This window comes from Actinomadura verrucosospora, assembly GCF_039540335.1.
Taxonomy (GTDB): Bacteria; Actinomycetota; Actinomycetes; order Streptosporangiales; family Streptosporangiaceae; genus Spirillospora; species Spirillospora verrucosospora.
The window spans coordinates 289,964-314,554 of record NZ_BAABEV010000005.1; the positions used below are offsets into that span (position 1 = coordinate 289,964).

Below are 24,591 nucleotides of genomic sequence, written 5' to 3' on the forward strand. Positions count from 1 at the left end.
CGCCCTCACAGGCTCATCCCACCGTCCACCGGCAGAACGACCCCGGTCAGGTAGTCCGACGGGCCGGTCACCAGGAACTCCAGCACGTCCGCGCACTCCTCGGGGCTGCACAGCCGCCCAAGGGGGATGGTCGACAGCGCCTCCTCCATCCCGACGGCACGGATCTTGGCGAGCACGCGTTCGGTGCCGACCGCCCCGGGGACGATCACGTTGGCGTTGACGCCGTACGGCGCGACCTCGCGTGCGAGCGACCTGGTGTACGCGATCACCGCCGCCTTCGCGGCCGCGTAGTGGGCGTAGCCGCCATCCGCCCGTGGCCGCAGCGCCGCGACCGACGAGACCGTCACGATCTTGCCGCGACCGCGCGCCGCCATCCCCGCGGCGAGCGGCCCGCAGATGTTCACGACGGTGGCCATGTTGGTCTGGTAGGCACCGGAGAACGCCGGCCATCCGGTCCGCGTCGGCGAGTTCTCCCACATCTCGCCGGTGCCGCCCCCGGCGTTGCAGACGCAAACGTCGACGGGCCCCCATGCCTCAGCGACGCGTTCGAGGACGGCCTCGACCTCGTCGGCGACCGTCAGGTCGCAGTCGACCCTCCACACGTCGGCTTCTGCGACGCCGCCGGAAGGTGGGACGGGGTCGTGCGTGCGGTCGATCGAGACCACGCGGGCGCCGAGCGCCGCGAGTCGCTTGACGAAGGCCAGCCCCATCCCCCGTGCACCACCGGTCACGACCGCGATCCGTTCGTCCAGGCTTCTCGTGTCGGCGGCCGGCACGCTGCTCCCGCTCATCAGTAGGACGCCCGTCCACCCGACACGTCGAGCACGGCTCCCGACGTGAACGTGCAGGCAGGGGAGCACAACCAGGCGATCGCCTCGGCCACCTCCGCCGGCTGCCCCAGTCGCCCGAGCGGTGTCCGCTGCAGCACGTAGTCCATGAGCCCCTCGGCTCGCTTCGTCATCTCGGTCTCGATCACGCCAGGGGTCACACAGTTGACGAGCACACCCATCGGGCCCAACTCCCGCGCCAATGCCTTCGCCAGCCCGATCACACCGGCCTTCGACGCGCTGTAGGCGACGCTGCGCGGGTTGCCTTCCTTACCCGCCACCGAGGCCACGAGGACGATCCGTCCCCACCGCTGGCTCGCCATCTGCCGCGCGGCCGCGCGGGACAGGTTGAGGCTGCCGGCGAGGTTGACCGCGAGGACCTCGGCCGCCTCGTCCGGCGACGTCTGATCGAGGGTGGCGTCCGGGCCCGGGACACCGTGGCTGGCGACCACAACGCCGAGGCCGGCCGGAGACTCCGCTGCGAGCGCGACGAGGTCCTCGACCGCCTCGTGATCCCGGACGTCGACCCGATGCCCGCTCGCGCTGCAGCCGGCCTCGCGGAGTTCCTCGACGACCGCGGTGCAGTCCGCCCGGTCCGCGAGCAGGAGCCGGTGCCCCCGGGCACCGAGCAGCCGCGCGGTCGCAGCCCCGATGCCCCCGGCAGCGCCACTCACGAGGGCCACTCCCCGAGCATCGGCCGCGTCCGCCGTTTCACCCGCCATGGTTCCCACTCCCACCTGCCCGCCAACGACTCCAGAGCGATCTTGGATACATATTACATAGAGCAAGGTGAATCGTCCCTGAATCATTGACACTCAGCCCACGCGACTCCTATCTTCTGGATACATTTCATGGGAAGGACCGTCCATGCTCACCTGGCCCCTCCGCGCTCGGCGCCTCATCCCTCTCGCCTCTATCGCCGCCGCCTCCGTCGCCCTCTCCAGCTGCGGGAGCACGGGCCCCCAGTCGGCCGGTGGGTCCGCCGTCACCTTCGTCTCCAACGGCGGCAACCTCCAGGACGCGCAGGAGGCCGCCTGGCTCAAGCCCTATGCCAAGGAGACGGGCGTCTCGGTCGTCCAGGACGTCGGATCCACCGACTACGCGAAGATCAAGGCGATGGTCGACTCCGGCCGCGTCACCTGGGACCTCCTCGACGTGGCGGGCGATTTCGGAGCCGACGCCAAGACCCAGGCCCTGCTGCAGCCGCTCGACTGCGCGGTCATCACATGCGCCGACGGCGACAAGTACCGTGTGCCGCTGCACACCTGGGCCGCGGTGCTGGCCTTCAACGACAAGTCCCTCAAGGGCACTCCCACGTCCTGGAAGGACTTCTTCGACATCAGGACTTTTCCGGGCAAGCGGGTGGTCTGGAAGGAGCCGGTGGGCACCGGGTTGCTCGAGGGCGCGCTCCTCGCCGACGGGGTGGCGCCCAAGGACCTGTATCCGCTCGACGTCAACCGGGCGCTTGCCAAGCTCAGAACCATCAAGGACAGCATCATCTGGTCGGCGAGCCCCACCGAGACCATCGAGGCACTCAGCAGTGGTGAGGCCAGCATGGGCCTCACCTTCGCGAGCCAGGTGTACGCCGCCGTGAAGAACGGCTCGCCACTCCACGTCGTCTGGGACGGCTACGGCCTCGGCGGTGACTACCTCGTCGTCCTCAAGGGCGCTCCCAACACGGAGCAGGCGATGAAGCTGGCCGCCTACATCACCTCGGTCGAGCACAACGCGGACCTCTCGAAGATCTACCCGGTCGCGCCGGCCACCACCGGTGCGACCCCGGACCCGAAAGCGCCGACCTACGGCTACCTGCCCGCCGGCAAGGGCGGCACGTCCTACCGCTTCGACGACGCGTTCAACGCGAAGCAGTACGAGACCGTGTCCCACCAGTTCGTCGAGTGGCTCCAGAAGTGACCAGACGGTCAGCACGCAGGGTCGGCTGGAACTGGCTGGCCGTCCCTGCGGTCGCCTTCCTCGGGGTCGCCTTCTTCTGGCCGCTGCTCGACATGCTCCACATCAGCCTCACCGACCCGGGGCCGGAGAACTACAAGTTCTTCGGCAAGTCCCCCGTCTTCCTTCGCTCGTACCTGACGACGTTCCGGATCGCGGTCGTCGTCACGGTCCTGTGCCTGGTGATCGGCTATCCATACGCGTACGTCATGAACCGCGCGAAGGGCCACACCGCCATGGTCCTGACGTTCTTCGTCCTGCTGCCCTTCTGGTCGAGCATCCTGGTCCGCACCTATGCCTGGACCGTGTGGCTGCAGGACACCGGTGTCGTCAACTCGACACTGCGGTCCGCAGGCCTCACCACCGAGCCCGTCCAAATGATGCGCAACGACATCGGCACCGTCATCGGCATGGTGCACGTGCTGCTCCCGATCATGGTGCTGACCCTGTACGCCGGGATGCGGCGCGTCGACGCGACGCTCGTGCCGGCCGCCCACATCCTCGGGGCCCGGCCGTTCGCCGCCTTCCGGAAGGTGTTCCTGCCGCTGACGGTGCCGGCCGTCTTCTCGGGCTGTGTGCTGGTCTTCGTCATCTCGCTCGGGTTCTACCTGACCCCCGCCATCCTGGGCGACCCCGCCGACGTGATGGTCAGCCAGCTCATCGTCGAGCAGACCACGAGGCTGCTGAACTTCGGCGTCGGCAGCGCTCTGGGCATGGTCCTGCTCGGCGCCACGCTCGGCGTGCTGGCCCTCGCCAGCCGGGCGGTGTCGCTCGACCCGACCGGACGGAGCAAGTCATGAGGATCTCTGCCGGCACCGTCGCCCTGCGCACGTGGACCTTCCTGGTCGCCGCGTTCATGGTGATCCCGACCCTGGTCATCGTTCCGATGGCGTTCACCGAGAGCTCCCGGCTCAGCTGGCCGCCCAGGGGCTTCCAGATGGGTTGGTTCCAGATGCTGCTGACCGACCCCGAGTGGCGTGCCGCCACTGCCACCAGCGTCTCGGTCGCGCTGTGGACCGCGCTGGCCGCCACCCTGCTGGGCGCGCTGCTCTCGCTCACGCTCGTGCGGGGCTCGTTCGCCGGACAGCGCACCCTGAACGTGCTGATGATGAGCCCGATGATCGTGCCCGTCGTCATCGTGGGCGTGGGCTGCTACTTCGCCTACGTCCGGCTCGGCATCGCCGGCACGACCCTGGGCCTGGTCGCGGCTCACACAGCGCTCGCGCTGCCGCTTTCGGTCGTCTCGATCTCGACGAGCCTCCGCACGATCGACCCCGACCTGGAGCGCGCGGCGGCGGGACTCGGCGCGCGCCCCGTCACGGTCTTCCGGCGGATCACGCTCCCCCAGCTGGCCTCGGGCCTGGCGGCGAGCGCGATCTTCGCCTTCATCACCTCATGGGACGACGTGGTGGTGGCCGGCTTCATCACCAGCCCGACCGTGCGCACGCTGCCCGTCGTCATCTTCAACCAGTTGCGGACCGGCCTCGACCCCACGGTGGCCGCCGCTGCGACCCTCCTGATGCTCGTCACCACGGTGGCGCTTCTCGCGCTGGGCATCGGCTCATTCCTGCGTACGAGGAGACGAACGTGACGTCCATGCAGAGACGCACCAGTCCGGCCGTGGTCTCGACCAGCGGCGGCCACCTGCGGCTGACGGGAGTCGGGACGACCTTCGGGAACGTCACGGCCCTGCGGAACATCGACCTCGACGTCGCACCGGGGACCTTCCTCACCCTGTTGGGCGCGTCGGGCTCCGGGAAGAGCACCACGCTCAACGCGATCACGGGATTCGTACCGCCCGATCGCGGCAGCGTGACCCTCGACGGACGCGACATCACCTCGGTCCCGCCGCACCGGCGAGAGATCGGTATGGTGTTCCAGAACTACGCGTTGTTCCCGCACATGAACGTCACCGACAACGTGGCGTTCCCACTGGAGGTGCGCGGCGTCCCCAAGGCCGAGCGACGACGGCGGGCCGCCGAGGTACTCGAGCGGGTGCACCTCGACGGTTACGGGTCGCGCCGACCGCACGAGCTGTCCGGCGGCCAGCAGCAGCGCGTCGCGCTCGCGCGGGCCATCGCCTTCGAACCTCGCCTGCTGCTGATGGACGAGCCCATGGGCGCTCTGGACAAGAACCTGCGTGAGGCACTCCAGATCGAGATCGTGCGGCTCCATCGCGAGCTGGGCGTCACCATCGTGTACGTGACCCATGACCAGGAGGAGGCCCTGGCGATGAGCGACAGCATCGCCGTCTACCGGAACGGGGAGATCAGCCAGCTCGGCACCGCGGAGGAGCTCTACGAGTCCCCGAGTTCGCTCTACGTCGCCGAGTTCATGGGCGAGTCCAACGTGTTCCGCGGCTCGGTCTCCGAGCACCGGGACGGACGCGTGATCGTCTCCCCGTACGGCATCACCGGCCTTACTGCGACGTCGCCGGACGGCACCGGTCATCCCCTTCGGCCCGGTGGCCAGGTCGCGCTCATGGTCCGTCCTGAGCGGATGCGGGTCGAGCCCGACCACGGACAGGAATCCGCCCCCGGGCACAACACGATCTCCGGGCTGCTGACCAACGTGATGTACCTGGGCGCGAGCGTCAAGTACTACGTCCAGCTGAGCTCCGGCGAGCACCGCCACGTGCGCTCGGCCGCGGACACGCGCCGGGATCTCGCGGTCGGCGACCGCGTACGGCTGACCTGGCGGGTCGGTGACGACGTCTTGTTCACCGACCTGGAAGAGGGCCGGGTCCATGGCTGAACCCGCCCAGGAGATCCTCGGCTACCCGTCGGTGTGGTCGGTCACGCCGGGAGGGACCGTCGCGTTCCACGTCAGCTGCGCTTCCAGCTACCACGCGGAGATCGTCCGAATCACGCGCGGCGGCCCCCGCACGGACGGCACGCCCGACGTTCTCGACTGCCTTCCGGTCGGGGCCGACATCGACGGCGAGTACGCCGGCCGGGTGCAGCCGACCCGCCCTGGCTCGGCGATGACGGCGCCCATCGCCGTAACGACCGCGGCCGCCCTGACGCTCCAGTGTTGGGTTTACCCCACGCTGTCCACCGGTCAAGACCAGGGCGTCGTCGCGCTCCCGGGAGGCCCGGCGCTGCTGCTCGACGCCACCGGGGCGGCCACCGTCCGCTGCGGCGACCTGGTCGTGAGCACCGGCGCTCCCCTGCTGCTGCACCACTGGCACCTGCTGACCGCAAGCGTCGACCGCAGCAGTGGCACCGTGGCCGTCGTCTGCCGTCGGCTCAGAACCTACGCGGGCGTCGACGACGTCGCGCGCGCGACCGGCGAGGGGGCCACTGGGCCGGCCTGGCAGATCAAGGGCGACCTGCTGGTCGGCCGCTTGGGCGTCGACACGTCGGGCCGTGCCGTCGGCAGCTTCAACGGGAAGCTGGAGGCTCCCCGGCTGTGGGCCGGCGCCGCAGCGGTCGACGAATTCGATTCCCTGTCGGGCGATCCGGCCTCCGCCGCGGGCCTGACCTTGATCGGTTCGTGGGATCTGGGGCGCGACCCGGACAGTGCGCGCGTCGTCGACGCCTCCGGCCACGAGGCGCACGGACGCCTGGTCAACACGCCTCTGCGGGCCGTCACCGGTCACCTCTGGGACGGCACTGCGATGTCCCCGGCCGAAGAGCCGAGCCACTACGCCGCGGCGCACTTCCACGACGACGACCTGGCCGACTGCGGCTGGGAGGTGGACTTCTCCTGGCAGGTACCGGCGGACACACCGAGTGGCGTCTACGCCGCCCGGTTGCGGTCGGGGACGGCCGAACGACACGTGCTGTTCTTCGTCCGGCCCGCGCCGGGCAGGCCCACGAGCGATACCGTTCTGCTGGTGCCCACCTACACCTATCTCGCCTACTCCAACTACCGCCTCGACCTCACCCGGGCGGTGGAGCTGACCGGCAGACCCGTCGGGGAGCTCCACGAGGTCGACGCGATCCTCACCGAGCGTGGCGATCTCGGTCTGTCGCTCTACAACCGCCACCGCGACGGCAGTGGGACCGCCCACGTATCGCGACTGCGTCCGGTGCTGTCGATGGAACCGAGCTATCCGTGGTCCCTGAGCGGTGGAGGAGGCTGGTGCCTCAGTGCCGACCTCTACCTGGTGGACTGGCTGACCGTGGCCGGCATCGACGTGGACGTCGTGACCGACGAGGACCTGCACCGCGAAGGCGCCGACCTGCTGAACGGCTACTCCACAGTGCTCACCGGCTCCCACCCCGAGTACGTGACCGAGCAGATGCTCGACGCACTGTCGGGTTATCTCGACGGCGGCGGGTCGCTGATGTACCTCGGCGGCAACGGCTTCTACTGGGTGACGACCGTGCTGTCCGACCGGCCCGATGTGATCGAGCTGCGGCGCGGCCTGGCCGGTACGCGTGCCTGGAGCAGCGAGCCCGGCGAGGAGCACCACACCAACGGTGAGCGTGGTGGCCTGTGGCGTCACCGCGGGCGCGCGCCCCAGCGGCTGGTCGGCGTCGGCTTCACCGCTCAGGGCGGCGACTCGGCGTCCTACCGGTTCGAACCCGACGCCCAGGACCCGCGCGTCGGGTTCATCGTCGCCGGAGTGGACATCGAGGCTCCGCTGGGCGACTACGGCCAGAACATGTCCGGCGCGGCCGGGGCGGAGATCGACCGGACCGACGTGTCGCTCGGGACCCCGCCCGGCACGTTCGTGCTGGCCACCTCGCGGGGCCGACATAGTGACATGATGCAGCGTGCGATCGAAGAGGTCCCGGCCATGAAGCCCGGTCAAGGCGGGTCCGAGTCCGCCGAGGTCCGCTCCGATGTCGTCTACTTCGAAACGGCGGCAGGGGGCGGAGTCTTCAGCACCGGCTCCGTCAACTGGATCGCCAGTCTCTCCCACCAGGACTACGACAACGGGGTCGCCCGGATCACCCGGAACGTCCTCGACGACTTTCGTCAGCGCGCCGCCGGTGAGGCCCTGTGAGTGAGTCGGCCGAGTTCCCTCCCCGCGAGCCGGGCGAGACGATGGCCACCTACGCCACGCGGGCTCTCCGCACAGCCATCCTCGAGGGCCGTCTCGCCGCCGGCGCACGGATCGGCCAGGAATGGGTCGCCGAGGCGCTCGGCGTCAGCCGCATCCCGGTACGGGACGCGCTGAGGAATCTGGAGAGCGAGGGACTGGTCCGGCTCTCCCCCAACGTCTCGGCCCGCGTAGCCGACATGGACCTCCAGGAGTTCGTCGAGGTCTACCTCATGCGCGAACGCCTCGAGCCGCTCGCGATCGAGCACAGCGCGGTCAACCTGACCGATGCCGACATCGCCGAACTCGAGGAGCACTGCCGCGAGTTCGAGCAGGCCGTGATGCCGGAGCACGGCAGCCGCGATCTGGAGCGCGCCCTGTCGAGCGACCGGGCGTTCCACCTCGCCAGCATCAAGGCTGCCGGCATGCCGCGCCTGCAGCGCCTGGTCCAGGACTTCTGGAACTCCTCGCAGCACTTCCGGCGCGCCTACATGGGGGTGGCGACGCCCATCGACCGTGAGGTCGTGATCGCCGAACACAACTTGTTGATCGACGCCCTGCGCCACCGCGACGGTGAGCGGGCCGGCACCCTGCTGCGCCAGCACATCCGCTACACCCGGGTCGCGCTGATCCGTCACCTCTCCGCCACCGGGCAACCGCAGGAGCCCTCTTCGGACGACTGACCCTCGGCGGCGCGCCGCCCGCGTCCCGACGGGACGTCCAAGGTGGGGTTCCTGTCGAAGAACCCGGCGGGCCTGAGCGTGAACCCGGTGTGGTCCACCGGCATCACCGGCCAGTCCTCGGTGCGCGGGAAGTGCGTCAGTCCGAAGGTGTGCCACACCACGATGTCCCGGCCGTCGATGTCGCGGTCGGCCGCGGCGTACGCCGGGAGCCCGGCACCGCCCGGGTGCCTGTTGACGAAGTCTCCGGCCGCGTACTTCTCGCCGGGCGCCGCGCGGGTCACCCACAGGTGCCGCGTCGCGAAGGCCGCTCGCCGGGCGATGGACGACGACGGGTCGGCGAGGAGCGTCGGTTGGCCTTCGGGGTGCAGGGCGTAGGCCACCGGCTCGCCCACCCGGTTGAGGGAGTTCGGGTTCACCACGTGCCAGGTCCTGCCGGTGGAGGCGTCGGCGAACCGCTGCGCCTCGGACTCCCGCGTCAGCGGAGTCCGGGACCGGGTGAAGGCGTTGCCACGAGGGTTGCCGGGGCCGACCGGCATCCGCACGGCCTCGACCTCCTCGACCCGGTTGGTCGGCCCGTCGACCGCCATGTGGAGACGCGCGCAGAACAGGTGCTGGTGGAACGGCGCGCCCAGGCCCGGTGCGATCTGTGCCGTGTGGCGGCAGTCCGGGTCCCGCACGGCCGACGTGAACACGATGCCGGTCGCCTTGGCCTCGAACGCGATCGTCCCGTCCAGGTAAAGGTAGAAGTAGAAGCCGTAGTCGTAGTTCCCGACGGTGGTGAAGAAGGAGACGACCATCCGCCGGTTCCTGCGCGTCTCGCTCGACAGGGCCCACGGGTCGCTGTGCTTCCACAGCACCCCGTAATCCTCCTCGTGGAGACAGATCGCGTTCTTGATGACGTGCGGCTCGCCCTGCGCGTCCGCCACGACCGCGTCGAGGTAAGTGATCTCCCCGAGGCAGTCGCAGCCCAGCTCGAGTGAGTTCGCGTAGCGGCCCACCAGGTACTCGCCGGTGTCGAAGTAGTTCTGCCAGGACCGGACCGGCGAGGGGTCGCCGTAGGGGACGACCATCTCGCTGATGGACGCGCGGTGCAGCACGGGTCGCAACCGGCCCTCGTCGCGGAACCCGACCTGGTGCAGGATCAGTCCCTCGCGGGCGTCGAACCCGAGCCGCAGGTCCCAGTTCTCCCACTGCAGGTGCCGGCCGGCCAGGGTGAAGCTCGGGCCTTCGGGCTGAGTGATCAGCAAAGGACGTTGTGAACTGCGCGGCGGCTCCTCGCGGAGATGGTAATTCCCGTCGTCGCCGTCGGGGACGTCGACGGCGCCCTCGTCCAGTACCTCGGTGACCCGGCGCGCGACGATGTCGACGAAGGCGACCAGGCCGTCCACCGGATGCGCCCAGGCGTGGTCGTCGGGATGCCGCTGCTGGAACGCCAGCGCACGCAGGATCCGTCGCCCCTCCTCCTCCTCAAGATCGTCGAAGACGCCGGCGGACAGGGCCGCCGCGCGCACCTGGTCGGGTCGCAGGCCCCGGCGGGCCAGTGCCGTCACCCACCGGTCGTCCTCGGCCAGGACGCGCTCCGCGAGCTCGTACTCCTCGTCGAGCACCGGCGACTGTCCCTCCGTTGCCGCGTCGAGGATGCGATCGCTGAGCACTTCCGCGTCGGTGACCGACACCAGCACATCGCGGTCCTCCACCCGCGTGGTCTCGTGCAGCACAACCCGTGCCCGGCGCTCGGGGCGAACCTCGGCCTCGAACTCGCCGCGCGTCGGCTCGTCGAGTCCGACGTAGGCCACGCGCACCGAGGCGGTCAGCAGGCCCGTCTCGAGCAGCGTCCGGGTGACCTCACGCAGTTCGTCCTCCGTCAGCGGGTCGAGCGGATGGGGCTGCGCCGCGTCGTGAACGGTCACGATGACCTCCTCCGGTGCGTTGGATACATTTTCGGCATCCGGTCTCGCATTCGCGCAGTTCGGACACTGAATCTCGCATCAATGTATCCAAGTTGCCAAGGCTTGGGCTAGTGTCTCTGGCCATGAGTTCCGAGACGCGACCAGCCGAACCCGCAGCCCCGCCCCCCGCGCCCACGCGTCACGGCGGGCACCTCGTGGCCGAGATCCTCGAGCGCAACGGCGTGACCCACGTGTTCGGCCAGGACTCTCCGGAGTGGCTGTTCGAGGCCCTCGGGGACAGCCCGGTCACGGCGACGGTCATGCGCGACGAACGCAGCGCCGGCTTCGCGGCGGACGCCGTCGCCCGCGCCACCGGGCGACCGACCGTCGCCACCGGCATCCACGGGCCCGGCGCGATGAACCTTCCGATCGCCCTGCTCGAGGCGAAGGCCGCACAGAGCCCGGTCATCGCGCTCGTCAGCGGCGTGGAGACGCACCTCCACGGGACGGGCGCCTTCCAGGAGACCGACCAGGTCGGCATCGTCACACCGTTGGTGAAGTTCGCGGCACGAGCCGCCCGGCCGGAGGATGTCGAGCCGACGCTCCAGCAGGCCATCGACGTCGCCATGACCGCCCCTCGAGGCCCGGTCCTGGTCGAGCTTCCCAACGACGTGATGAAGGCCGATGCGCACCGGGCACAACCGGTCGATGAGCCGGCCGTGGCAGCCTCCCCCGTGGCCGCGGCGTCCACTCTCGACCAGGCGGTCACCCTCATCGAAGCGGCTGCTCGGCCCGTCCTCCTCGTCGGCAACGGTGCGCGCCAGGCCGGCGTCGGTGCCGGTGTCACCGAGCTCGCCGAGCGGCTCGGAGCCCCCGTCTGCACGACCGCGATGGGTCGTGGCTGCTTCCCCGAGCGGCACCCGCTGTACGCCGGGGTCGCCGGCTTCATGTCGTACCGCGAGGACGGGTCCGGCTGGGTGGCCAACGAGGCCCTGCGTTCCGCCGACGTGGTCGTGGTTCTCGGCTCGGCCATGGACGGGGCCACCACCGACCTCGGCCGGCTGCCCGGCCCCGCATGCAGGGTGGTCCGGGTCGACGTCGAGGACGTCGGCTCACGATTCGCCGCGCAGGACGTGACTCTGGTGCGTGACCTCGTCGAGAAGACGCTGCCCCAGTTCCTCGAGCGGCTCGCGACGACCCCGCGCGCCCCCTGGATGGACCTGCCGGCACGCTGGGACCAGGTGCGGGCCCGCCAGCAGGCCGTGGCCGCGGATCCCGTGGACGTCGGCCTCCACCCGGCCCGGCTGTTCCGTGAGCTCGGCGCCCTGCTCCGGCCCGAGGACCTGGTCGTGTGCGACGCCGCGTACAGCAGCGTCTGGGCGTTGAGCTATCTCGCCCAGGGCGAGCACTTCGACCAGATCGTCTACGGGCGCGCCGCCGGGACGCTGGGCTTCGGCTTCCCCGGCGCGATCGGGCTTGCCAGGGCCCACCCGGGCCGTCGGGTGGTCGCCCTGGTCGGCGATGGCGGGTTCGGTTTCGGCTGGGGCGAGCTCGAGACGGCCCGGCGCCACGACTGCGACGTCACCTGCATCGTGCTGAACAACGGGGCCTTCGCCTACCAGCGGCTCTGGCACGACCTCAACGAGGGCACCTCTCGCGACCTGGACTTCGTGGACGTCCGTCACGACCTGCTGGCCGAGGCCGTGGGGGTGTCCGGGCACCGCGTCGAGGCCGCGGAGGATCTGCGACCTGCCCTCGTCGCCGCACTCTCAACCGATGGACCGACGCTCGTTGACGTCGTCGTCCCGGTCGACACCCTGCCTCCCTTCGACATGATGCGCCACGTGGGGGTCTGATGACGCGCCTGACCTACGACTCCGCCTTGAGCCTTCTTCCGGCCACCGTTCCCCCGTCGGGCAGCGGCGTCACGCACATAGAGGAGACCCCGCTGGCCGACATCGCCGCGGAGTTCGGCACACCGACCTGGGTCGTCTCCGAGCGCCAGCTCGAGCACAACCACGGCGCCCTGCGCGCGGCGTACGACGCCATCGACCAGCGGGTCGAGATCGCGTTCTCGATGAAGGCGAACAACAACCGGGCCGTCATCACCACCCTCTGCCGCAGCGGTGCCCTCATCGACGCGAGCTCGGAGTTCGAAGTGATGGCGGCACTCGACGCAGGTATCCCGGCCGCGAACATCATCGTCAACGGCAATGGCAAGTCGGCGACGTACCTCGACCTCGTCGCCCGGATCGGCGTGCACCAGGTCAACGTCGACTCCCTCGCCGAGGCCGAGCGACTCTCCGAGGCCGGACGACGCCACGGTCGCGTCGTGCCATGCGTGGTGCGCGCCAAGTTGCGGTACAGCCGCCTGCTGGCCCAGGACCCCGCGTACGAGCGCACGCTGCGGGTGGCGGAGGCCAAGTTCGGGTCGAGCATCCCGACCGGAGCCGCCGAGACCCTCGTCACCCGGATCGCGGAAGACCAATGGCTCGACTATGTCGGGCTCTCCCACCACGCCGGGTTCGCCGGCTACCGCGCCGACTTCGATGCGCAGCGCCAAGTCATGCACGTCCGGGAATGCGCCCGCGAACTCGCCGCGTTCGCGGCGCACCTCAAGGCAGCGCGGGATATCACGACCCGGCGCATCAACCTGGGGGGCGGCCTGCGCCAGGGTAGACGTGTCCTGCTCAGCACCCCGGGCAACGCAACCGATGCCGAGCTGCGCGACCTGCCGGACGTGCGTGAGCACGCGCAGGCCCTGGCCGCAGGGCTCCACGAGGGCGGCTGGCCCGACGTCGTCGTACAACTGGAGTCCGGCGGCTTTCACGTAGGTGACGCGGTCACCCTGCTGACGCGGGTCCAGGACGTCAAGGACGTCGACTGGTTCAGCAGCCGCCGCTTCGTCACCGTCGACTCCGCGGCCACCATGTTCATGACCCGGTCGCTGACCCGGGCAGGTCACGGCATCGTCGTTGTCGGGGCCACGTCGCCGGCCCCGCATCCGACGCCGGTCGAAGTCGTCGGCCCCACGTGCTCGTACGACTCCATCGCCGAGGACATCGAACTTCCCGACGTAACACCGGGGGATCTCCTGCTGGTCCTCAACCAGGGCGCCTACTGCGAGACGGCCTCGACCCAGTTCAACGCGATCCCCCGACCCGCCACCGTCCTCGTCCGCGGACCGAAGCCGGTGCTCGCCCGTCGTCGCGAGGAGGCCGCGGACGTCTTCTCCCGCGAGCTGCTCCCCCCACTCGAACCCGACACCCACTCCATCACCCCGGGAGACCACCCATGACAGTGCTGCAGGATGAGGTCAGTGCTCGCGCCTTCGCCGTCCGCATCTCCGAGGAGACCCCGCGTGACCGGCGCGGGGTCAACCTGCTGAGCGACGCGCTCGCGGAGCGCGGGATCGTCGCCGAACGTGTGGAGGGCCGCGACGGCCCGTACCGCAAGACCGACTGGGAGGACGACCTGCGCGACTCCGTGGCCGTCTTCCAACAGGCGGCCGACCACGTCCGGACCGCGCTGACCAGTGGCCGGCGCTCGGTTGTTCTGTCGACCGACTGCTCCATCGCGATCGGCACCTTTCCCGCCGTCCACGCAGCCCGCCCCGAGGCCAAGGTCGTGTGGTTCGACTCCCACTCCGACTTCGACACCCCGGTCACCACCAGCGGCGGCTTCCTGGGCTGCATGAGCCTCTCCGGTGCCTGCGGCGTGTGGGACACCGGGCACGGGGAGTTCCCGCTCGAGCAGGCCATCCTCGTCGGTGCCCGCTCGCTCGACGACGACTTCGACATCGCGGGCCAGCGCCAAGCGGAGGCGAGCGCGCTCACCATGGTCCCGGTCGCCGAGAACACGGCCGAGAGGGTCGTGGCTGCGATCGGCGGTGCTCCCGTCTACGTGCACATCGACCCGGACGTGCTCGACGTGAGCGTCAACCCCATCTGGTACGGCCGCGACCGGGGCTTCGACTACGAACAGGTCCTCACGGTGCTCCGGGGGATCGCCGACGCCTCGGACGTCATCGGGGTCGAGATGACCGCGCTGCACAGCCCGGACGACCTGGGGTGGCGGCGTCGGGTGACCGAGTTCGAAGCCGACTGCGTCTGCACCCTCCTCGGCGTCGACGCCCCGGGCGGTGTGGCATGAACTCCACGTTCGCGACCTTCAACCCCGCCACCGGCGAGCACCTTGCAGACGTGGCCCTCACCTCTGAGAACGACCTGGACAACGCGGTGGACGCCGCGACCGAGGCGCTGAGGCACGGTAGCGCCTGGCGCATCATGACACCCGCCGCGCGGGCCCGGGTGCTCTGGCGGATCGCCGAGCTCGTCGAGGCCCACGCCGCTGAGCTCGCCGAGCTCGAGACCCGTGACCAGGGACAGCCCCTCGGCATCGCTCGACACGTCTCCGTCGCCGCGACCGCCGAGCACTTCCGCTACTTCGCGGGCTGGGTCACCAAGATCACCGGCGAGACCAACCCGGTGTCCATTCCCGGCGTGCTCAACTACACGACGCGCGAACCGGTCGGAGTCTGCGGCCTCATCACCCCGTGGAACTTCCCGCTGATGATCGCGGCGTGGAAACTGGCTCCGGCGCTGGCCTGCGGCAACACCTGCGTCATCAAGGCGGCGGAGCAGACCCCGCTCACCACGATGCGGCTGGTGGACCTGATGGCCGAGGCCGGCGTGCCGACGGGCGTCGTCACCGTCGTGTCCGGAGGCCCGGAGGTGGGCAGGGCGATGGTGAGCCACCCCGGCATCGCCAAGATCTCGTTCACCGGCTCGACCGACGTCGGCCGCGAGATCGTCCGCGCGAGCGCCGACCACTTCAAGCGCGTCTCGCTCGAACTGGGCGGCAAGACACCGGTAGTCGTCTTCGACGACACGCCGGTGACCGAGGCCGTGACCGGAATCGTGCAGGGCGCCTTCTTGAACTCCGGCCAGGTGTGCGCGGCGTACTCCCGTGTCTACGTCCAGCGCAGGATCGTCGACGAGTTCGCCGATGGCCTGGCTGCGGCTGTCTCTGCCATGCGGCTGGGCGACGGCATGTCGCCCGAGACCGACCTCGGGCCTCTGGTGTCCGCTGACCACCTCACCCGGGTAGAGAGATATGTCCGCAGCGGCCTCGAGGACGGGGCGACCCTGGTGGCCGGTGGGGAGCGCCCTGACCATCTCTCCGACGGCCATTTCCTGACCCCTGCGGTCTTCACCGACGTCACCGACACCATGCGGATCGCGCGTGAGGAAATATTCGGCCCCGTCGTGGCCGTCCTCCCGTTCGACGACGCCGACGAGGTCACCGCTCGCGCGAACGACTCCCGCTACGGCCTGTCCGCCTCGGTGTGGACCCGCGACGTCGGCCGGGCCCACCGGACGGCTGCGGCGCTGGAGGCCGGCACGGTGTGGATCAACATGCCCAACCCGCCCGACGCCGCGGCCCCCTGGGGCGGCTTCAAGTCCTCCGGCTGGGGACGCGAGATGGGGGCCGCGGCCATCGACCTCTACACCGAGACCAGGAGCGTCATGCTGAACACCCAGTGACCACTCCCCCACCCCTGGCCTCGTGCGGCGCCAACCAGCTTTGTCCTCCTCGCGTGCTCGAACCCGCCCACCTCCGCCCCCACCTGAACGGCGCCGTCGGCAGGATCGCCGCCCGAGATGGCGAGTGCTTTGCGTCCGGGCGTCGCGGCGGGACGGGCTTCGTTCTCGAGATCGTGGTAGCCCGTGTGGTTGAACGCCTTGATCACACGGATTCGGACAGGAATGCCCGCACGGTCTCGCTGGAGGAGGTGCGCGGGTCGGTGAGGTCGTCGCGGATGCCGTCGGTCTCCCATCAGTAGTTCATCGCGTCGACGACGAACTTGCCGCGCAGAGCGGCAGGGATGCGTCGAACGTCAGCCGGAGAGCGCGGCAGGCCGACTGGAACGACGCGGCTCAGGTCTCGTGGGATCAGTGCCGGGGGTCAGCGGCCGGTTGATCGAGGTTGCCGTGGGCTTCGGCCGAAAGGTCCTGGCCGTCGGCCCAGGTTTTGAGCCGGTCGGCGTAGGCCTGCTGGATCATCGGATAGAAGCCCTGGCCGAACAGCACCCGCAGGGGCGGGGCGTCGGAATCGACGATCTTGAGGAGGGTACGGGCAGCGGCGGCCGGATCGCCGGCGGGCTGCTTGCCCGCGACCTGGGCGAGGTGCCGGCGGAGGCTCTCGTAGGCCGGGTCGGGCTCGGCCATGTGACCGTTGGCGAGAGGGTCGGGGTTCTTACCGGACCTGGTGGCGAACCCGCCGGGCTCGACCAAGGTCACCTTGACGCCGAAGCCGGCGACCTCACTCGCGAGAGCTTCGTTCAGGCCCTCCACCGCCCACTTGGAGGCGTGGTAGGCGCCGCCGAGCGGCATCGCGATGAGGCCAGCGGCCGAAGACAACTGAATGATGTGCCCCGAGCCTTGCTCACGCAGGTAGGGCAACGCGGCCTGGACGACCCACACTGCGCCGAAAAGGTTGGTCTCCATCTGGTCGCGCAGATCCTGCTCGGTCAGCTCCTCGACCGCGCCGACCTGGGCGTACCCGGCGTTGTTGACGATGACGTCCAGGCGGCCGAAGTGCTCCGCGGCCCGCTTCACCCCCGCGAAGACCGCGGCCCTGTCGGTCACGTCCAGCGCGACCGGCAGCACCGCGTCGCCATAAGTGGCGACCAGCCCTTCAAGGCTCCCGGTGTTCCGAGCGGTCGCAGCGACCCTGTCACCGCGGGACAGTGCGGCCTCGACGAAGTTGCGGCCCAGACCACGGGACGAACCGGTGACGAACCATACCTTGCTCATGATGACGTTCCGTTCCTTCGATGTGTCTGTCGGCCACCAGACACCGACAACCCGGTCCCCGTTACGCGGCGACAGTGTGACCTGCGCCACCACGCTTTACCTGCGGGCAGTATTCGCGTTCGTGTGCGCGAGCGCACCGAGGGATGCTCAGACTGGGCGGGGGGCCGTCAGGACGGGCCGCCGACCGGTTGCCGTCGAGCCGGTCCCGGCTGGTGACGATCACCAGGCAGTGGCCGGCGCCGGGCAGCAGCGGCCGGACCTGGTCGGACGACCTCGCGTCGTCCAGCACGACCAGCATCTTCCGGTCGGCCAGCAGGGTGCGGTAGAGCGCGCTCTTGCCGTCCAGGTCGTCCGGAATCGCCTCCGGGGCGGCGCCCAGAGCATGCAAGAACCGATGCAGCGCCTCGCCCGGGTCGAGCGGTCCATCCTGCTCGAAACCGTGCAGGTCGACGTGGAGTTGGCCGTCCGGGTAGCGCTCCTTCAGTTGGTGCGCCCACCACAAGGCCAACGTGGTCTTCCCGACCCCGGGCGCTCCATCGATGGCGACGATGACCGTCGCCACGCCGCCGGGCTTGTCCAGGAGGTGCGCAAGCCGGTCGAGTTCGGCGCCGCGCCCGGCGAACCGTTCCGTCACGCACGGGAGCTGGCGCGGTGCGGGAGGCACGGCACCGCGCGCTCCGCGCTGCGGCGCCGCCTCGATGTCGTCGCGCAGCGTGCTCAGCCGGCGCTGCCGCTCGGCATCCGCGCCCAGCGCGGTGAGCAGCTGGTCGAAGACGGCGGTGGACGGCAGCGTCGTGCCGTTCAGGTAGGCGTAGAGGCTGCTCCGGGAGACGTTGATCCGCCGGGCCAGGTCCGCGCGGTCCACCGCCCGCCCCTGCCGGTGCTCCCAGTCGATGAGGAGGAGGGCCAACTGCTTGACCAGATCGCGTCGCATCGCCACAGGATCATCGGCGTGTCCGTGGGAGAACATGTCCCTCCGTACGCTGGTCACCTCACAACGGGACTCAGCGTATTTACGGCCGACATCGGGGACCACCGTGCCATCACGGAGTCCGCTGGCCGGATCAGGCCCACTCTTGGCACGCCGAAGAGCAGGTCAGGGACGGCGGCGGCCTGCCGCACCTTGGGCGTGGTCCAGCCGATGGGCGGAACCGGGTGCGCGTCGGACAACGTTGCCGGCGAGGCGTTCAACTCCACCCGAGGGGCGAGCCCGGCCTCTTCCCGCCGGCTCGCTTGGGGGCGAAGCTTGTTGCGGCGTCCTCGACCCTCACCGGTGAACACTCGGCTCTGCGCGGAATGGAGATCGGCCAGTGAAGCTGGATGTGCAACTGAACGGGCCGCCGGACGAGGCGGCGCAGCGCACCCGCACGCTGATCGCCGCCGGGGTGGACGGCCTGTTCACGTTCGAGGGCCCGCACGATGTGTTCCTGCCGCTGATCGTCGCGGCCGGCTCGTCGGACCTACCGCCGCCCGACCTGATGACCACCGTCGCGATCGCGATCCCCGCAGCCCGATGAACCTGGCCAACATGGCCTACGACCTGCAACTGCTCAGCAAGGGCCGGTTCCGGCTCGGGCTGGGCTCGCAGGTCAGGTCGCACATCGAGAACCGGTACGGCTCGACCTGGAGCAGGCCGGCCGCCCGGATGCGCGAGCGGTCCTCGCGGGGAAGGCGATTCTGAGCGCCTGGCAGGACGGCACCCCGCTCGATTTCAGCGGCGAGTTCACCAGGCACACCATGATGGGTGGCGATGAGGTCCGAGGGACGGCACTCGGAATCGACGTGCCAGGTCTGCCACGAACTAAGTCGATCGGCTGCCCTGAGTAACAGGGCGATCCGAGCAAACGCCGCGCCTGGCGAAATTGCAATCTTATTCTCCTGATCTCCATGGCTCTTCCCTGCTACTGGTCTTCGTCCGGATCGAGGTGCGGACGAAGGCGGCGGGGCGCGGGGGCCGCGGAGAACCACGGTGTCTCTAGCGTCAACCTGGCATGCGGTCACGATAACCAGGCGTGTGCCGGATGCCCATGGCCGCCGGCTGTCAGGGGGTGGGCCAGTCCCAGCGGGGGACCTCGCGCAGCGGGTGCAGTTCGTCGTCGGTACGGGCGTGGGAGTTGCGCATGGCGACCTCGGTGCCGAACTCCACGTGCTCGCGCAGCGCCTGCCGGAAGGGGGCGTCGGCGGGGAGCCCGGCGGCGTCGGCGGCCGCCATGTACAGCTCGACGAACCGGAGCCGCTGCTCCTCGGTGATCTTCAGGTGGCGGTGGACGTCGATGAGGTGGGAGAAGCCGCCCATCTCGCGCGTGAAGGTGTCGGGGCCGCCGAAAGTCTCGGCGGTGAAGGCGGTCAGGCGATCGACGTGGGTCGGCTGGCCCTCGCCGAAGAGGGGCTGGAGCAGGGGGTCGGCCAGGAGGCTGGAATAGAACAGGTCGATGAACCTGCGGAGGCCTTCGTGCCCGCCGGCGTGCTCGAAAAGGGTTTCCATGATTACACCATTACTTGCTTGACGACGGTCGGGTTCGTTTATCGCAGGCGGCCGCCGGCCTGTCGAGGCCCAGTGCCGGTTGTGGTCAAGGGGCCGGGTCGGTGATGTAGTCGTCCAAGCGGCTAGATCCTTCGAGCATCGCAGTGGCGCGGGCGGTCAGGTCCGCGACCACAACACCGAGTACAAGGAGCTCGCGATGCAGGTCGGCCTCACCGTGGCCAAGGTCGACCCGATCGGCTGGTCCGACACCGACGTCCCCGACAGCACCGCCGTCGAGTACGCGCTTGAGATCGACCAGCTCACCGGCGTGATCCGGGCGCACCGCCGCTCCGAGCACACGGCCCGCATCGCCGCCGCGGGCGGCACCGGTGAGGAGCGCTGGTGGATAGATCCGAACCGGACAAGACCAGGTGATCGCCGGTGTCCTGGCCCGTCACGCCCGCGCCGCCGAGCAGCGGGAGAAGGCGGCGCCTCCGCCGCCCGCGCCCGGCTGCGACCCGCAGGCGTTGAGTGTGCTGTTCGGGAGGAGCCCGTGACCGTCGACGTGCTCAGGCTGTGGCGGCGCGGTAGGCGTAGTAAGCCAGGAACATGTCGACTCCGGAGTCGATCAGTCGTTCGGTCGTGTGCGGGTCGAGCGTCGTTCCGTAGGTGCCGTGGACCAGATGCGGATAGAGGACGAGCGAATAGAGCTGGAGGATGGCGGTCTCCACGTCCGGCATGGTCAGCCGACCGGCGGCGATGAGGCGTTCGAACGCCGCCACCAGGGCAGGGCGAGCGCGGTCGGGGCCGTGATGGCGCCAGGCTTCGCCGAGTTCCGGGAATCGGCGGACTTCGCCGGCGACGAGGCGGCGCAGGGCCACCATGTCGGGGGAGGTCATGCTGTCCACCCAGGCCCGGGCGGTCCATTTGAGTGCGCTCCGCAGGTCATCGGACTCTCCCAGCCGCTGCGCGGTGCCTGAGATGGCGTCGGCGAGGGCTTCCTGCAGGGCGTCGCCGATGACGGCGATGAAGAGGGTCTCCTTGCTGCCGTAGTGGTTGTAGACGGTGACCTTGGAAACACCCGCCTCGGCGGCGATGGCGTCCATCGCCGCATCGAACCCATCCCGGACGAATGCCGACCGGGCCGCCTGAATGATCACCTGTCGCTTGCGCGCCGCCCGGTCCCCGGTGAGAACGCGCGGAGACTCGCTGCGCTGAGAGGGTGCTGGCATCGTCGCTCCTTCGTCGTCGACGTCCAGCCTACCGAAATATGAACTGTACGGTTGAGTTCAACTGAACTGGTGCGTACAGTACAGGGGATCGACCGCACCGCGTCACCACCCGTGATCGTGGGCGACCAGAGCGGACCACGGGAGTGCCGCCATGCATGACACCTTTGATCGACCACGAGTCCGCGACCGGAACGCTCGGCGTCCTGGTCGCTCCAAGACGGCTGCGCTGGCCTTGCTGTCGTTCGCGATGCTGATCGTTTCTCTCGATCAGTACATCGTCGTCGTCGCGCTGCCGGATATCGGCCGCGAGCTCGGGTACTCGGCGCAGACACTGCAGTTGGTGGTCAGCGCTTACGCCGTCGCCTCCAGCGGATTCCTGCTGCTGGGCGGGCGCGCCGCCGACCTGCTCGGCAGGCGCCGGATGCTGGTCACCGGGCTCGCGCTGTACGCGGTGGCCTCGCTGGCCGGCGGGCTCGCGACCGGACCGGCGCCGCAACTGGCGGCCCGAGCGGTTCAGGGGCTCGGCGGGGCACTGGTCTTTCCCAGCACGCTGGCGATCATCAACACCGCCTTCGCGGAGGGGCGCGACCGCAACCGCGCGCTGGGCGTCTGGGGCGGCTCCGGCGCGGCTGGGCTGGTGATCGGTGTGCTGCTCGGCGGAGCGCTCACCCGCATGCTCGGGTGGGAGGCGGTGTTCTTCGTCAACGTCCCCCTGGCGGGTGGAGCGCTCATCGCGGCCTTTCGGCTTCTCGCACCGGACGGGTCGCGGACGGTGGGACGGGTGTTCGATCTGCCGGGTGCTCTGGGCTCCACCGGCGCGGTCACGCTGCTGATGTTCTCCCTGGTCCAGGGACCGGCTCTCGGCTGGGACTCGCCCTGGACCGTCGGCATGGCGGCCGCGGGGCTCCTGCTATTCGCGGTGTTCGCCCTTGTCGAGCGGCGCAGTCCCGACCCCCTTGTCCCCGTGAAGCTTCTCGCCAACCGGGTTCTGGGCGTGGCATTGATAGTCGCTTTCATGTTCACGGCGACATTCGGAGCCCTCCTGTATTTCCTGTCCATCTACTTCCAGGACGTCCGCGGCTATGACCCTCTGCAGACCGGCGCGGCCTTCCTGCTCCCCACCGCGGTGGTGGTGGCGGGTTCGACGTTCGCCGGTCAGACGGTGACGCGCTTCGGGCTGAGGCGTACTCTCGTCGCCGCGCTCGCGATCGGTGCGGCCGGGGCGGTCGGCGTCGGCCTAGCCCTGTCGGCCGACGGCTCCTATGTCGCGCTCGTGCCGGGTCTCGTCGCGGTCAGCCTGGGGGACGGTGTCGTGTTCACCCTGATGTTCATCGCCGCCGGTACGGGGGTGGCCGACCACCGGCAGGGGGTCGCCTCCGGTATGGCCTCCACCAGTTCCGGGGTCGGCGCCGTCGTCGGCCTTGCCGCACTTGTTCTCGTCGCGAACGCCGGTACCGAGGGGCTCAGCGGTGAAGAACTGCGCGTCGCCACCGCCGAAGGCATACGCACCGCCGTTCTCGTCATCGCCGGAGGGATCGTCCTCACCCTCCTCGTCGCGCTCAACCTTCGCGATTCCTCCGACCGCCCGCACCGATCCCAGGCCGACTCCACCGCGTCGAGGTAGTCGGCATGGCGAGCCGCACGTATGCGCCCCCTGCCGCAGTCGACGCAGGCGACCGGCTCGCGGACGTGCCCCCGAATCGAGGGCCTGACGTCATTCGCTTCTCCTGCCGCCGGGGTCTGAAACGGTGGTTCGCCGGGGCTCGACGGTCGGACTCGTCGGGTCGGATCCACAGCCGCGCCAACTCCGCCGCCCGTCGCACCTTGGAGGCGACCCCGGTCGGGCCGTAGGTGGTTAGGAAGCAGTGGAGGCACCTTTCGGGCAGCCCTGGATGGGGCTGAGTGCCAGCCAGGAAGCGAACTGGTCGATGACCGGCGTCCAGCACAGATTGGGGCGAGCCCATCAAGGGTGCGCTGCGGGGAGTCTGGTGTTGGTACGCCAGAGGTCGGGGCCTTCGCCTTGGTCGGACTGGTGTCACCGGTCATCAGGTCGCCGCCGGGCGCCGACTATGGCCGGCGGCGGCCTGATGTCAGCCTTGGTAGATAGCCCCTTCGGTGGCTGATGCATCGTGGCTGCGAGCGTGCATCATGTCGTGTTCGGCCTTGGGGATGGTGGTTTCGAAGTCGAGCAGCTTGACCCATGTGGGCGTGATCGTGATGACCGCCATCTGGTCGTACAGAGCGTGCACGCCTGTCTTCCAATCGGGCCATTGGTCGTCCGACATCCGCCTCCTCGATGCCCGGAGGAAGATGTCCGGCACGCCGGCGACGACGTCGACCTGCGCGGTGCCGCGGAGCAGGAGCACCTTCGGCGGGAAGTCCTCGCTGTCGATGATCAGCGCGACGTTGGGGGTCGCCCGCAGAGCCTTGGTCCTCGCCGAGCTGACAGCGCTGGCGACCGTGATGCGGGCGCCGTCCCAGTTGTACCCCACCGGCACAACCCGCGGGGTGCGGTCGAGACCGGTGTAGGCGAGCCGGCGGGGACCTCGCCCTCGAAACCTGCGTAGTCAGCGTGGGGAGCACAGTGGTCGACACCGCGACAGGCGCGGCCCTCCAGGGCCACCCGGCACGGGCACTCGCGCTCGCCGCCAACTCCCTCGCCGAGCGAGGACTGGCCCTGGAAGAGGGCTGGATGGTCCTCACCGGCGGGATGACCGACGCCGTCCCCCTGGAACCGGATCGCCCGGTCACCGCCGAGTTCACCCACCTCGGCGGGGTGACCGTGTCCTGCGGCGAAGCTCGCCCCATGTGATCGCCTACGGGCCTGGTCAACGCCGACTGCTGCCGTTCATGCACGACCCCGACTCCTGGACGACCCGCCTCCGGCCGGGTCGTCAGGTGAGGAAGAGGGGGAGTTGGGAGCCGGCACAGACGTGGAGGACCACGCCGGTGATGCGGGCGACTGGTCGGAGACCAGGAAGGCGACCGCTTTGGAGCGGACTCCGATCGGGGTCAGGGCCAGGGACCTGGTGAGGCCGACCAGGCCGGCCTTCGAAGCGGCGTAGCCGGGGTGGCCGCCCCCGAGCCAGGTGCGGGACCCGATGTTGACCAGCGAGCCCGAGCGCTGCCTGGTCCACCAGGCCAGAGCCGCTTTCGCGATCAGGGCGGGTCCGCGCAGGTTGACGGCCTGCATGCGATCCCACGACGCCGCATCGATCTCGGCCAGTCTTGCGGCGGCTCGATACCGGCCGCATACGACCGCGTCGAGCCGGCCGCGGCCAGCGTGACGAAGGCCTCGACGTCGACGGAGTCCGGGGACGACGCAGTCACAATGATCGACCGGCCTGTGTGAGCGTTTCGGGAAACTGCGAAGCGTACGGATTGGCTCCCCGACTGGCTCCCGAGACTACGAAGCGGTCATCGAGACACACGAGCTCGCGCCATGGACAACGCTGTGACCTGCGAGAACTTGGGGCAGCCACGGCAGCAGGCCGAGCCCGCAGGCGACCAGCAGCCCCCGCGGCCCGCCGCATGCCCCGCGCCGGGCGCGGCTCCTCCGCCTCTTCGTAGCACGGGATCATCTCGGCGCTGGCCCCTTCTTCATCGCACGACGCCAGTTGACGCATCCCCTTCCCCCGCTCCCCGTCGGCTGTCCCCTTCACGTACTCCAGCCTCCGGCGTGCACTGGGGCGCCGTCAGTCACGCAGGGTTCCGACCTTGGCTGGAGCAAAGTAC

The 24,591-nt window shown here is 69.8% G+C and carries 25 protein-coding genes; 15 read left to right on the forward strand and 10 right to left on the reverse strand.

Annotated features, from left to right (window positions below; all coding sequences use genetic code 11):
- Nucleotides 1-5 precede the first annotated feature (5 nt).
- Nucleotides 6-791, reverse strand: a complete 786-nt coding sequence (locus tag ABD944_RS08650; protein ID WP_345174133.1) for an SDR family NAD(P)-dependent oxidoreductase — start codon at nt 789-791, stop codon at nt 6-8.
- On the reverse strand, nt 791-1,501 hold the full coding sequence (locus tag ABD944_RS08655; protein ID WP_345174134.1) for an SDR family NAD(P)-dependent oxidoreductase: 711 nt from the start codon (nt 1,499-1,501) through the stop codon (nt 791-793). Before ABD944_RS08655 ends, ABD944_RS08650 begins: the two co-directional genes overlap by 1 nt.
- Before the next feature lie 193 nt (nt 1,502-1,694).
- Here ABD944_RS08655 and ABD944_RS08660 point away from each other — a divergent pair, with 193 nt between their 5' ends.
- From ABD944_RS08660 to ABD944_RS08685, 6 genes are read left to right on the forward strand one after another with little or no spacing between them, the layout of a single operon-like run.
- Nucleotides 1,695-2,741: an ABC transporter substrate-binding protein gene (locus ABD944_RS08660; protein WP_345174137.1), complete on the forward strand. Its 1,047-nt coding sequence runs from the start codon at nt 1,695-1,697 to the stop codon at nt 2,739-2,741.
- Nucleotides 2,738-3,577, forward strand: a complete 840-nt coding sequence (locus tag ABD944_RS08665) for an ABC transporter permease (protein WP_345174138.1) — start codon at nt 2,738-2,740, stop codon at nt 3,575-3,577. Before ABD944_RS08660 ends, ABD944_RS08665 begins: the two co-directional genes overlap by 4 nt.
- Nucleotides 3,574-4,368 (forward strand): ABC transporter permease, encoded by a 795-nt coding sequence (locus ABD944_RS08670; protein ID WP_345174140.1) that lies wholly within the window; start codon nt 3,574-3,576, stop codon nt 4,366-4,368. Before ABD944_RS08665 ends, ABD944_RS08670 begins: the two co-directional genes overlap by 4 nt.
- Before the next feature lie 5 nt (nt 4,369-4,373).
- Complete coding sequence (locus tag ABD944_RS08675; protein ID WP_345174195.1) at nt 4,374-5,531, forward strand: ABC transporter ATP-binding protein; 1,158 nt, start codon at nt 4,374-4,376, stop codon at nt 5,529-5,531.
- Nucleotides 5,524-7,734, forward strand: coding sequence for a N,N-dimethylformamidase beta subunit family domain-containing protein (locus tag ABD944_RS08680; RefSeq protein WP_345174141.1), 2,211 nt, complete (start codon nt 5,524-5,526; stop codon nt 7,732-7,734). The genes ABD944_RS08675 and ABD944_RS08680 overlap by 8 nt, the downstream gene beginning before the upstream one ends.
- 41 nt (nt 7,735-7,775) lie before the next feature.
- Nucleotides 7,776-8,453: a GntR family transcriptional regulator gene (locus ABD944_RS08685; RefSeq protein WP_345174143.1), complete on the forward strand. Its 678-nt coding sequence runs from the start codon at nt 7,776-7,778 to the stop codon at nt 8,451-8,453.
- On the opposite strand, the gene ABD944_RS08690 is transcribed toward ABD944_RS08685, so the two are convergent.
- Nucleotides 8,405-10,363 carry a primary-amine oxidase gene (locus ABD944_RS08690; RefSeq protein ID WP_345174145.1) on the reverse strand — a complete coding sequence of 653 codons (1,959 nt, stop codon included), beginning with the start codon at nt 10,361-10,363 and terminating at the stop codon, nt 8,405-8,407. The two genes, ABD944_RS08685 and ABD944_RS08690, sit on opposite strands and share 49 nt — an antisense overlap.
- Nucleotides 10,364-10,485: 122 nt before the next feature.
- Between ABD944_RS08690 and ABD944_RS08695 the strand changes: the two genes are divergently transcribed.
- Genes ABD944_RS08695 through ABD944_RS08710 form a run of 4 tightly spaced genes read left to right on the forward strand, consistent with a single transcriptional unit; the run spans nt 10,486 to nt 15,888 of the window.
- On the forward strand, nt 10,486-12,198 hold the full coding sequence (locus tag ABD944_RS08695; RefSeq protein ID WP_345174147.1) for a thiamine pyrophosphate-binding protein: 1,713 nt from the start codon (nt 10,486-10,488) through the stop codon (nt 12,196-12,198).
- On the forward strand, nt 12,198-13,640 hold the full coding sequence (locus ABD944_RS08700; protein ID WP_345174149.1) for a diaminopimelate decarboxylase family protein: 1,443 nt from the start codon (nt 12,198-12,200) through the stop codon (nt 13,638-13,640). Before ABD944_RS08695 ends, ABD944_RS08700 begins: the two co-directional genes overlap by 1 nt.
- The gene (locus tag ABD944_RS08705) at nt 13,637-14,494 is read left to right on the forward strand and encodes an arginase family protein (RefSeq protein ID WP_345174151.1); all 858 of its coding nucleotides are present in this window, start codon (nt 13,637-13,639) and stop codon (nt 14,492-14,494) included. The genes ABD944_RS08700 and ABD944_RS08705 overlap by 4 nt, the downstream gene beginning before the upstream one ends.
- Nucleotides 14,491-15,888, forward strand: a complete 1,398-nt coding sequence (locus ABD944_RS08710) for an aldehyde dehydrogenase family protein (RefSeq protein ID WP_345174153.1) — start codon at nt 14,491-14,493, stop codon at nt 15,886-15,888. Before ABD944_RS08705 ends, ABD944_RS08710 begins: the two co-directional genes overlap by 4 nt.
- A 408-nt stretch (nt 15,889-16,296) precedes the next feature.
- Here the strand turns inward: ABD944_RS08710 and ABD944_RS08715 are convergent, their stop codons facing one another.
- Nucleotides 16,297-17,250, reverse strand: coding sequence for an SDR family NAD(P)-dependent oxidoreductase (locus ABD944_RS08715; RefSeq protein WP_345174155.1), 954 nt, complete (start codon nt 17,248-17,250; stop codon nt 16,297-16,299).
- Nucleotides 17,222-18,094: a helix-turn-helix domain-containing protein gene (locus tag ABD944_RS08720; RefSeq protein ID WP_345174157.1), complete on the reverse strand. Its 873-nt coding sequence runs from the start codon at nt 18,092-18,094 to the stop codon at nt 17,222-17,224. The genes ABD944_RS08715 and ABD944_RS08720 overlap by 29 nt, the downstream gene beginning before the upstream one ends.
- A gap of 376 nt (nt 18,095-18,470) precedes the next feature.
- Here ABD944_RS08720 and ABD944_RS08725 point away from each other — a divergent pair, with 376 nt between their 5' ends.
- Complete coding sequence (locus ABD944_RS08725) at nt 18,471-18,677, forward strand: hypothetical protein (protein ID WP_345174159.1); 207 nt, start codon at nt 18,471-18,473, stop codon at nt 18,675-18,677.
- Nucleotides 18,674-18,841: an LLM class flavin-dependent oxidoreductase gene (locus ABD944_RS08730; protein WP_345174162.1), complete on the forward strand. Its 168-nt coding sequence runs from the start codon at nt 18,674-18,676 to the stop codon at nt 18,839-18,841. The genes ABD944_RS08725 and ABD944_RS08730 overlap by 4 nt, the downstream gene beginning before the upstream one ends.
- A gap of 360 nt (nt 18,842-19,201) precedes the next feature.
- Here ABD944_RS08730 and ABD944_RS08735 read toward each other — a convergent pair whose 3' ends face one another.
- Nucleotides 19,202-19,645: a group II truncated hemoglobin gene (locus ABD944_RS08735; RefSeq protein WP_345174164.1), complete on the reverse strand. Its 444-nt coding sequence runs from the start codon at nt 19,643-19,645 to the stop codon at nt 19,202-19,204.
- A gap of 85 nt (nt 19,646-19,730) precedes the next feature.
- Nucleotides 19,731-19,967: a hypothetical protein gene (locus ABD944_RS08740; protein WP_345174166.1), complete on the reverse strand. Its 237-nt coding sequence runs from the start codon at nt 19,965-19,967 to the stop codon at nt 19,731-19,733.
- A gap of 88 nt (nt 19,968-20,055) precedes the next feature.
- Between ABD944_RS08740 and ABD944_RS08745 the strand changes: the two genes are divergently transcribed.
- Complete coding sequence (locus ABD944_RS08745; RefSeq protein ID WP_345174167.1) at nt 20,056-20,181, forward strand: hypothetical protein; 126 nt, start codon at nt 20,056-20,058, stop codon at nt 20,179-20,181.
- A 12-nt stretch (nt 20,182-20,193) separates the two neighbouring features.
- Here ABD944_RS08745 and ABD944_RS08750 read toward each other — a convergent pair whose 3' ends face one another.
- Nucleotides 20,194-20,856: a TetR/AcrR family transcriptional regulator gene (locus tag ABD944_RS08750; protein WP_345174168.1), complete on the reverse strand. Its 663-nt coding sequence runs from the start codon at nt 20,854-20,856 to the stop codon at nt 20,194-20,196.
- A gap of 151 nt (nt 20,857-21,007) precedes the next feature.
- On the opposite strand from ABD944_RS08750, the gene ABD944_RS08755 reads away from it, so the two are divergent.
- On the forward strand, nt 21,008-22,480 hold the full coding sequence (locus tag ABD944_RS08755; protein ID WP_345174170.1) for an MFS transporter: 1,473 nt from the start codon (nt 21,008-21,010) through the stop codon (nt 22,478-22,480).
- Nucleotides 22,481-22,946: 466 nt separating this feature from the next.
- Here ABD944_RS08755 and ABD944_RS08760 read toward each other — a convergent pair whose 3' ends face one another.
- A complete protein-coding gene (locus tag ABD944_RS08760; protein WP_446678595.1) occupies nt 22,947-23,348 on the reverse strand; it encodes a pyridoxamine 5'-phosphate oxidase family protein in 402 nt (133 codons plus the stop codon).
- An 80-nt stretch (nt 23,349-23,428) separates the two neighbouring features.
- On the opposite strand from ABD944_RS08760, the gene ABD944_RS08765 reads away from it, so the two are divergent.
- Nucleotides 23,429-23,668 carry a hypothetical protein gene (locus ABD944_RS08765; RefSeq protein WP_345174171.1) on the forward strand — a complete coding sequence of 80 codons (240 nt, stop codon included), beginning with the start codon at nt 23,429-23,431 and terminating at the stop codon, nt 23,666-23,668.
- Between the two features lie 36 nt (nt 23,669-23,704).
- On the opposite strand, the gene ABD944_RS08770 is transcribed toward ABD944_RS08765, so the two are convergent.
- Entirely contained in the window at nt 23,705-24,238 is a 534-nt protein-coding gene (locus tag ABD944_RS08770) for an SDR family oxidoreductase (RefSeq protein WP_345174196.1), read from the reverse strand.
- Nucleotides 24,239-24,591 lie beyond the last annotated feature (353 nt).

What these genes read in the sequence shown, in the direction of transcription:
- ABD944_RS08650 (WP_345174133.1), bottom strand. Translation starts at nt 791, where the DNA reads ATGAGCGGGAGCAGCGTGCCGGCCGCCGACACGAGAAGCCTGGACGAA.
- ABD944_RS08660 (WP_345174137.1), top strand. Translation starts at nt 1,695, where the DNA reads ATGCTCACCTGGCCCCTCCGCGCTCGGCGCCTCATCCCTCTCGCCTCT.
- ABD944_RS08670 (WP_345174140.1), top strand. Translation starts at nt 3,574, where the DNA reads ATGAGGATCTCTGCCGGCACCGTCGCCCTGCGCACGTGGACCTTCCTG.
- ABD944_RS08675 (WP_345174195.1), top strand. Translation starts at nt 4,374, where the DNA reads ATGCAGAGACGCACCAGTCCGGCCGTGGTCTCGACCAGCGGCGGCCAC.
- ABD944_RS08680 (WP_345174141.1), top strand. Translation starts at nt 5,524, where the DNA reads ATGGCTGAACCCGCCCAGGAGATCCTCGGCTACCCGTCGGTGTGGTCG.
- ABD944_RS08685 (WP_345174143.1), top strand. Translation starts at nt 7,776, where the DNA reads ATGGCCACCTACGCCACGCGGGCTCTCCGCACAGCCATCCTCGAGGGC.
- ABD944_RS08695 (WP_345174147.1), top strand. Translation starts at nt 10,486, where the DNA reads ATGAGTTCCGAGACGCGACCAGCCGAACCCGCAGCCCCGCCCCCCGCG.
- ABD944_RS08700 (WP_345174149.1), top strand. Translation starts at nt 12,198, where the DNA reads ATGACGCGCCTGACCTACGACTCCGCCTTGAGCCTTCTTCCGGCCACC.
- ABD944_RS08705 (WP_345174151.1), top strand. Translation starts at nt 13,637, where the DNA reads ATGACAGTGCTGCAGGATGAGGTCAGTGCTCGCGCCTTCGCCGTCCGC.
- ABD944_RS08710 (WP_345174153.1), top strand. Translation starts at nt 14,491, where the DNA reads ATGAACTCCACGTTCGCGACCTTCAACCCCGCCACCGGCGAGCACCTT.
- ABD944_RS08720 (WP_345174157.1), bottom strand. Translation starts at nt 18,094, where the DNA reads ATGCGACGCGATCTGGTCAAGCAGTTGGCCCTCCTCCTCATCGACTGG.
- ABD944_RS08730 (WP_345174162.1), top strand. Translation starts at nt 18,674, where the DNA reads ATGAACCTGGCCAACATGGCCTACGACCTGCAACTGCTCAGCAAGGGC.
- ABD944_RS08735 (WP_345174164.1), bottom strand. Translation starts at nt 19,645, where the DNA reads ATGGAAACCCTTTTCGAGCACGCCGGCGGGCACGAAGGCCTCCGCAGG.
- ABD944_RS08750 (WP_345174168.1), bottom strand. Translation starts at nt 20,856, where the DNA reads ATGCCAGCACCCTCTCAGCGCAGCGAGTCTCCGCGCGTTCTCACCGGG.
- ABD944_RS08755 (WP_345174170.1), top strand. Translation starts at nt 21,008, where the DNA reads ATGCATGACACCTTTGATCGACCACGAGTCCGCGACCGGAACGCTCGG.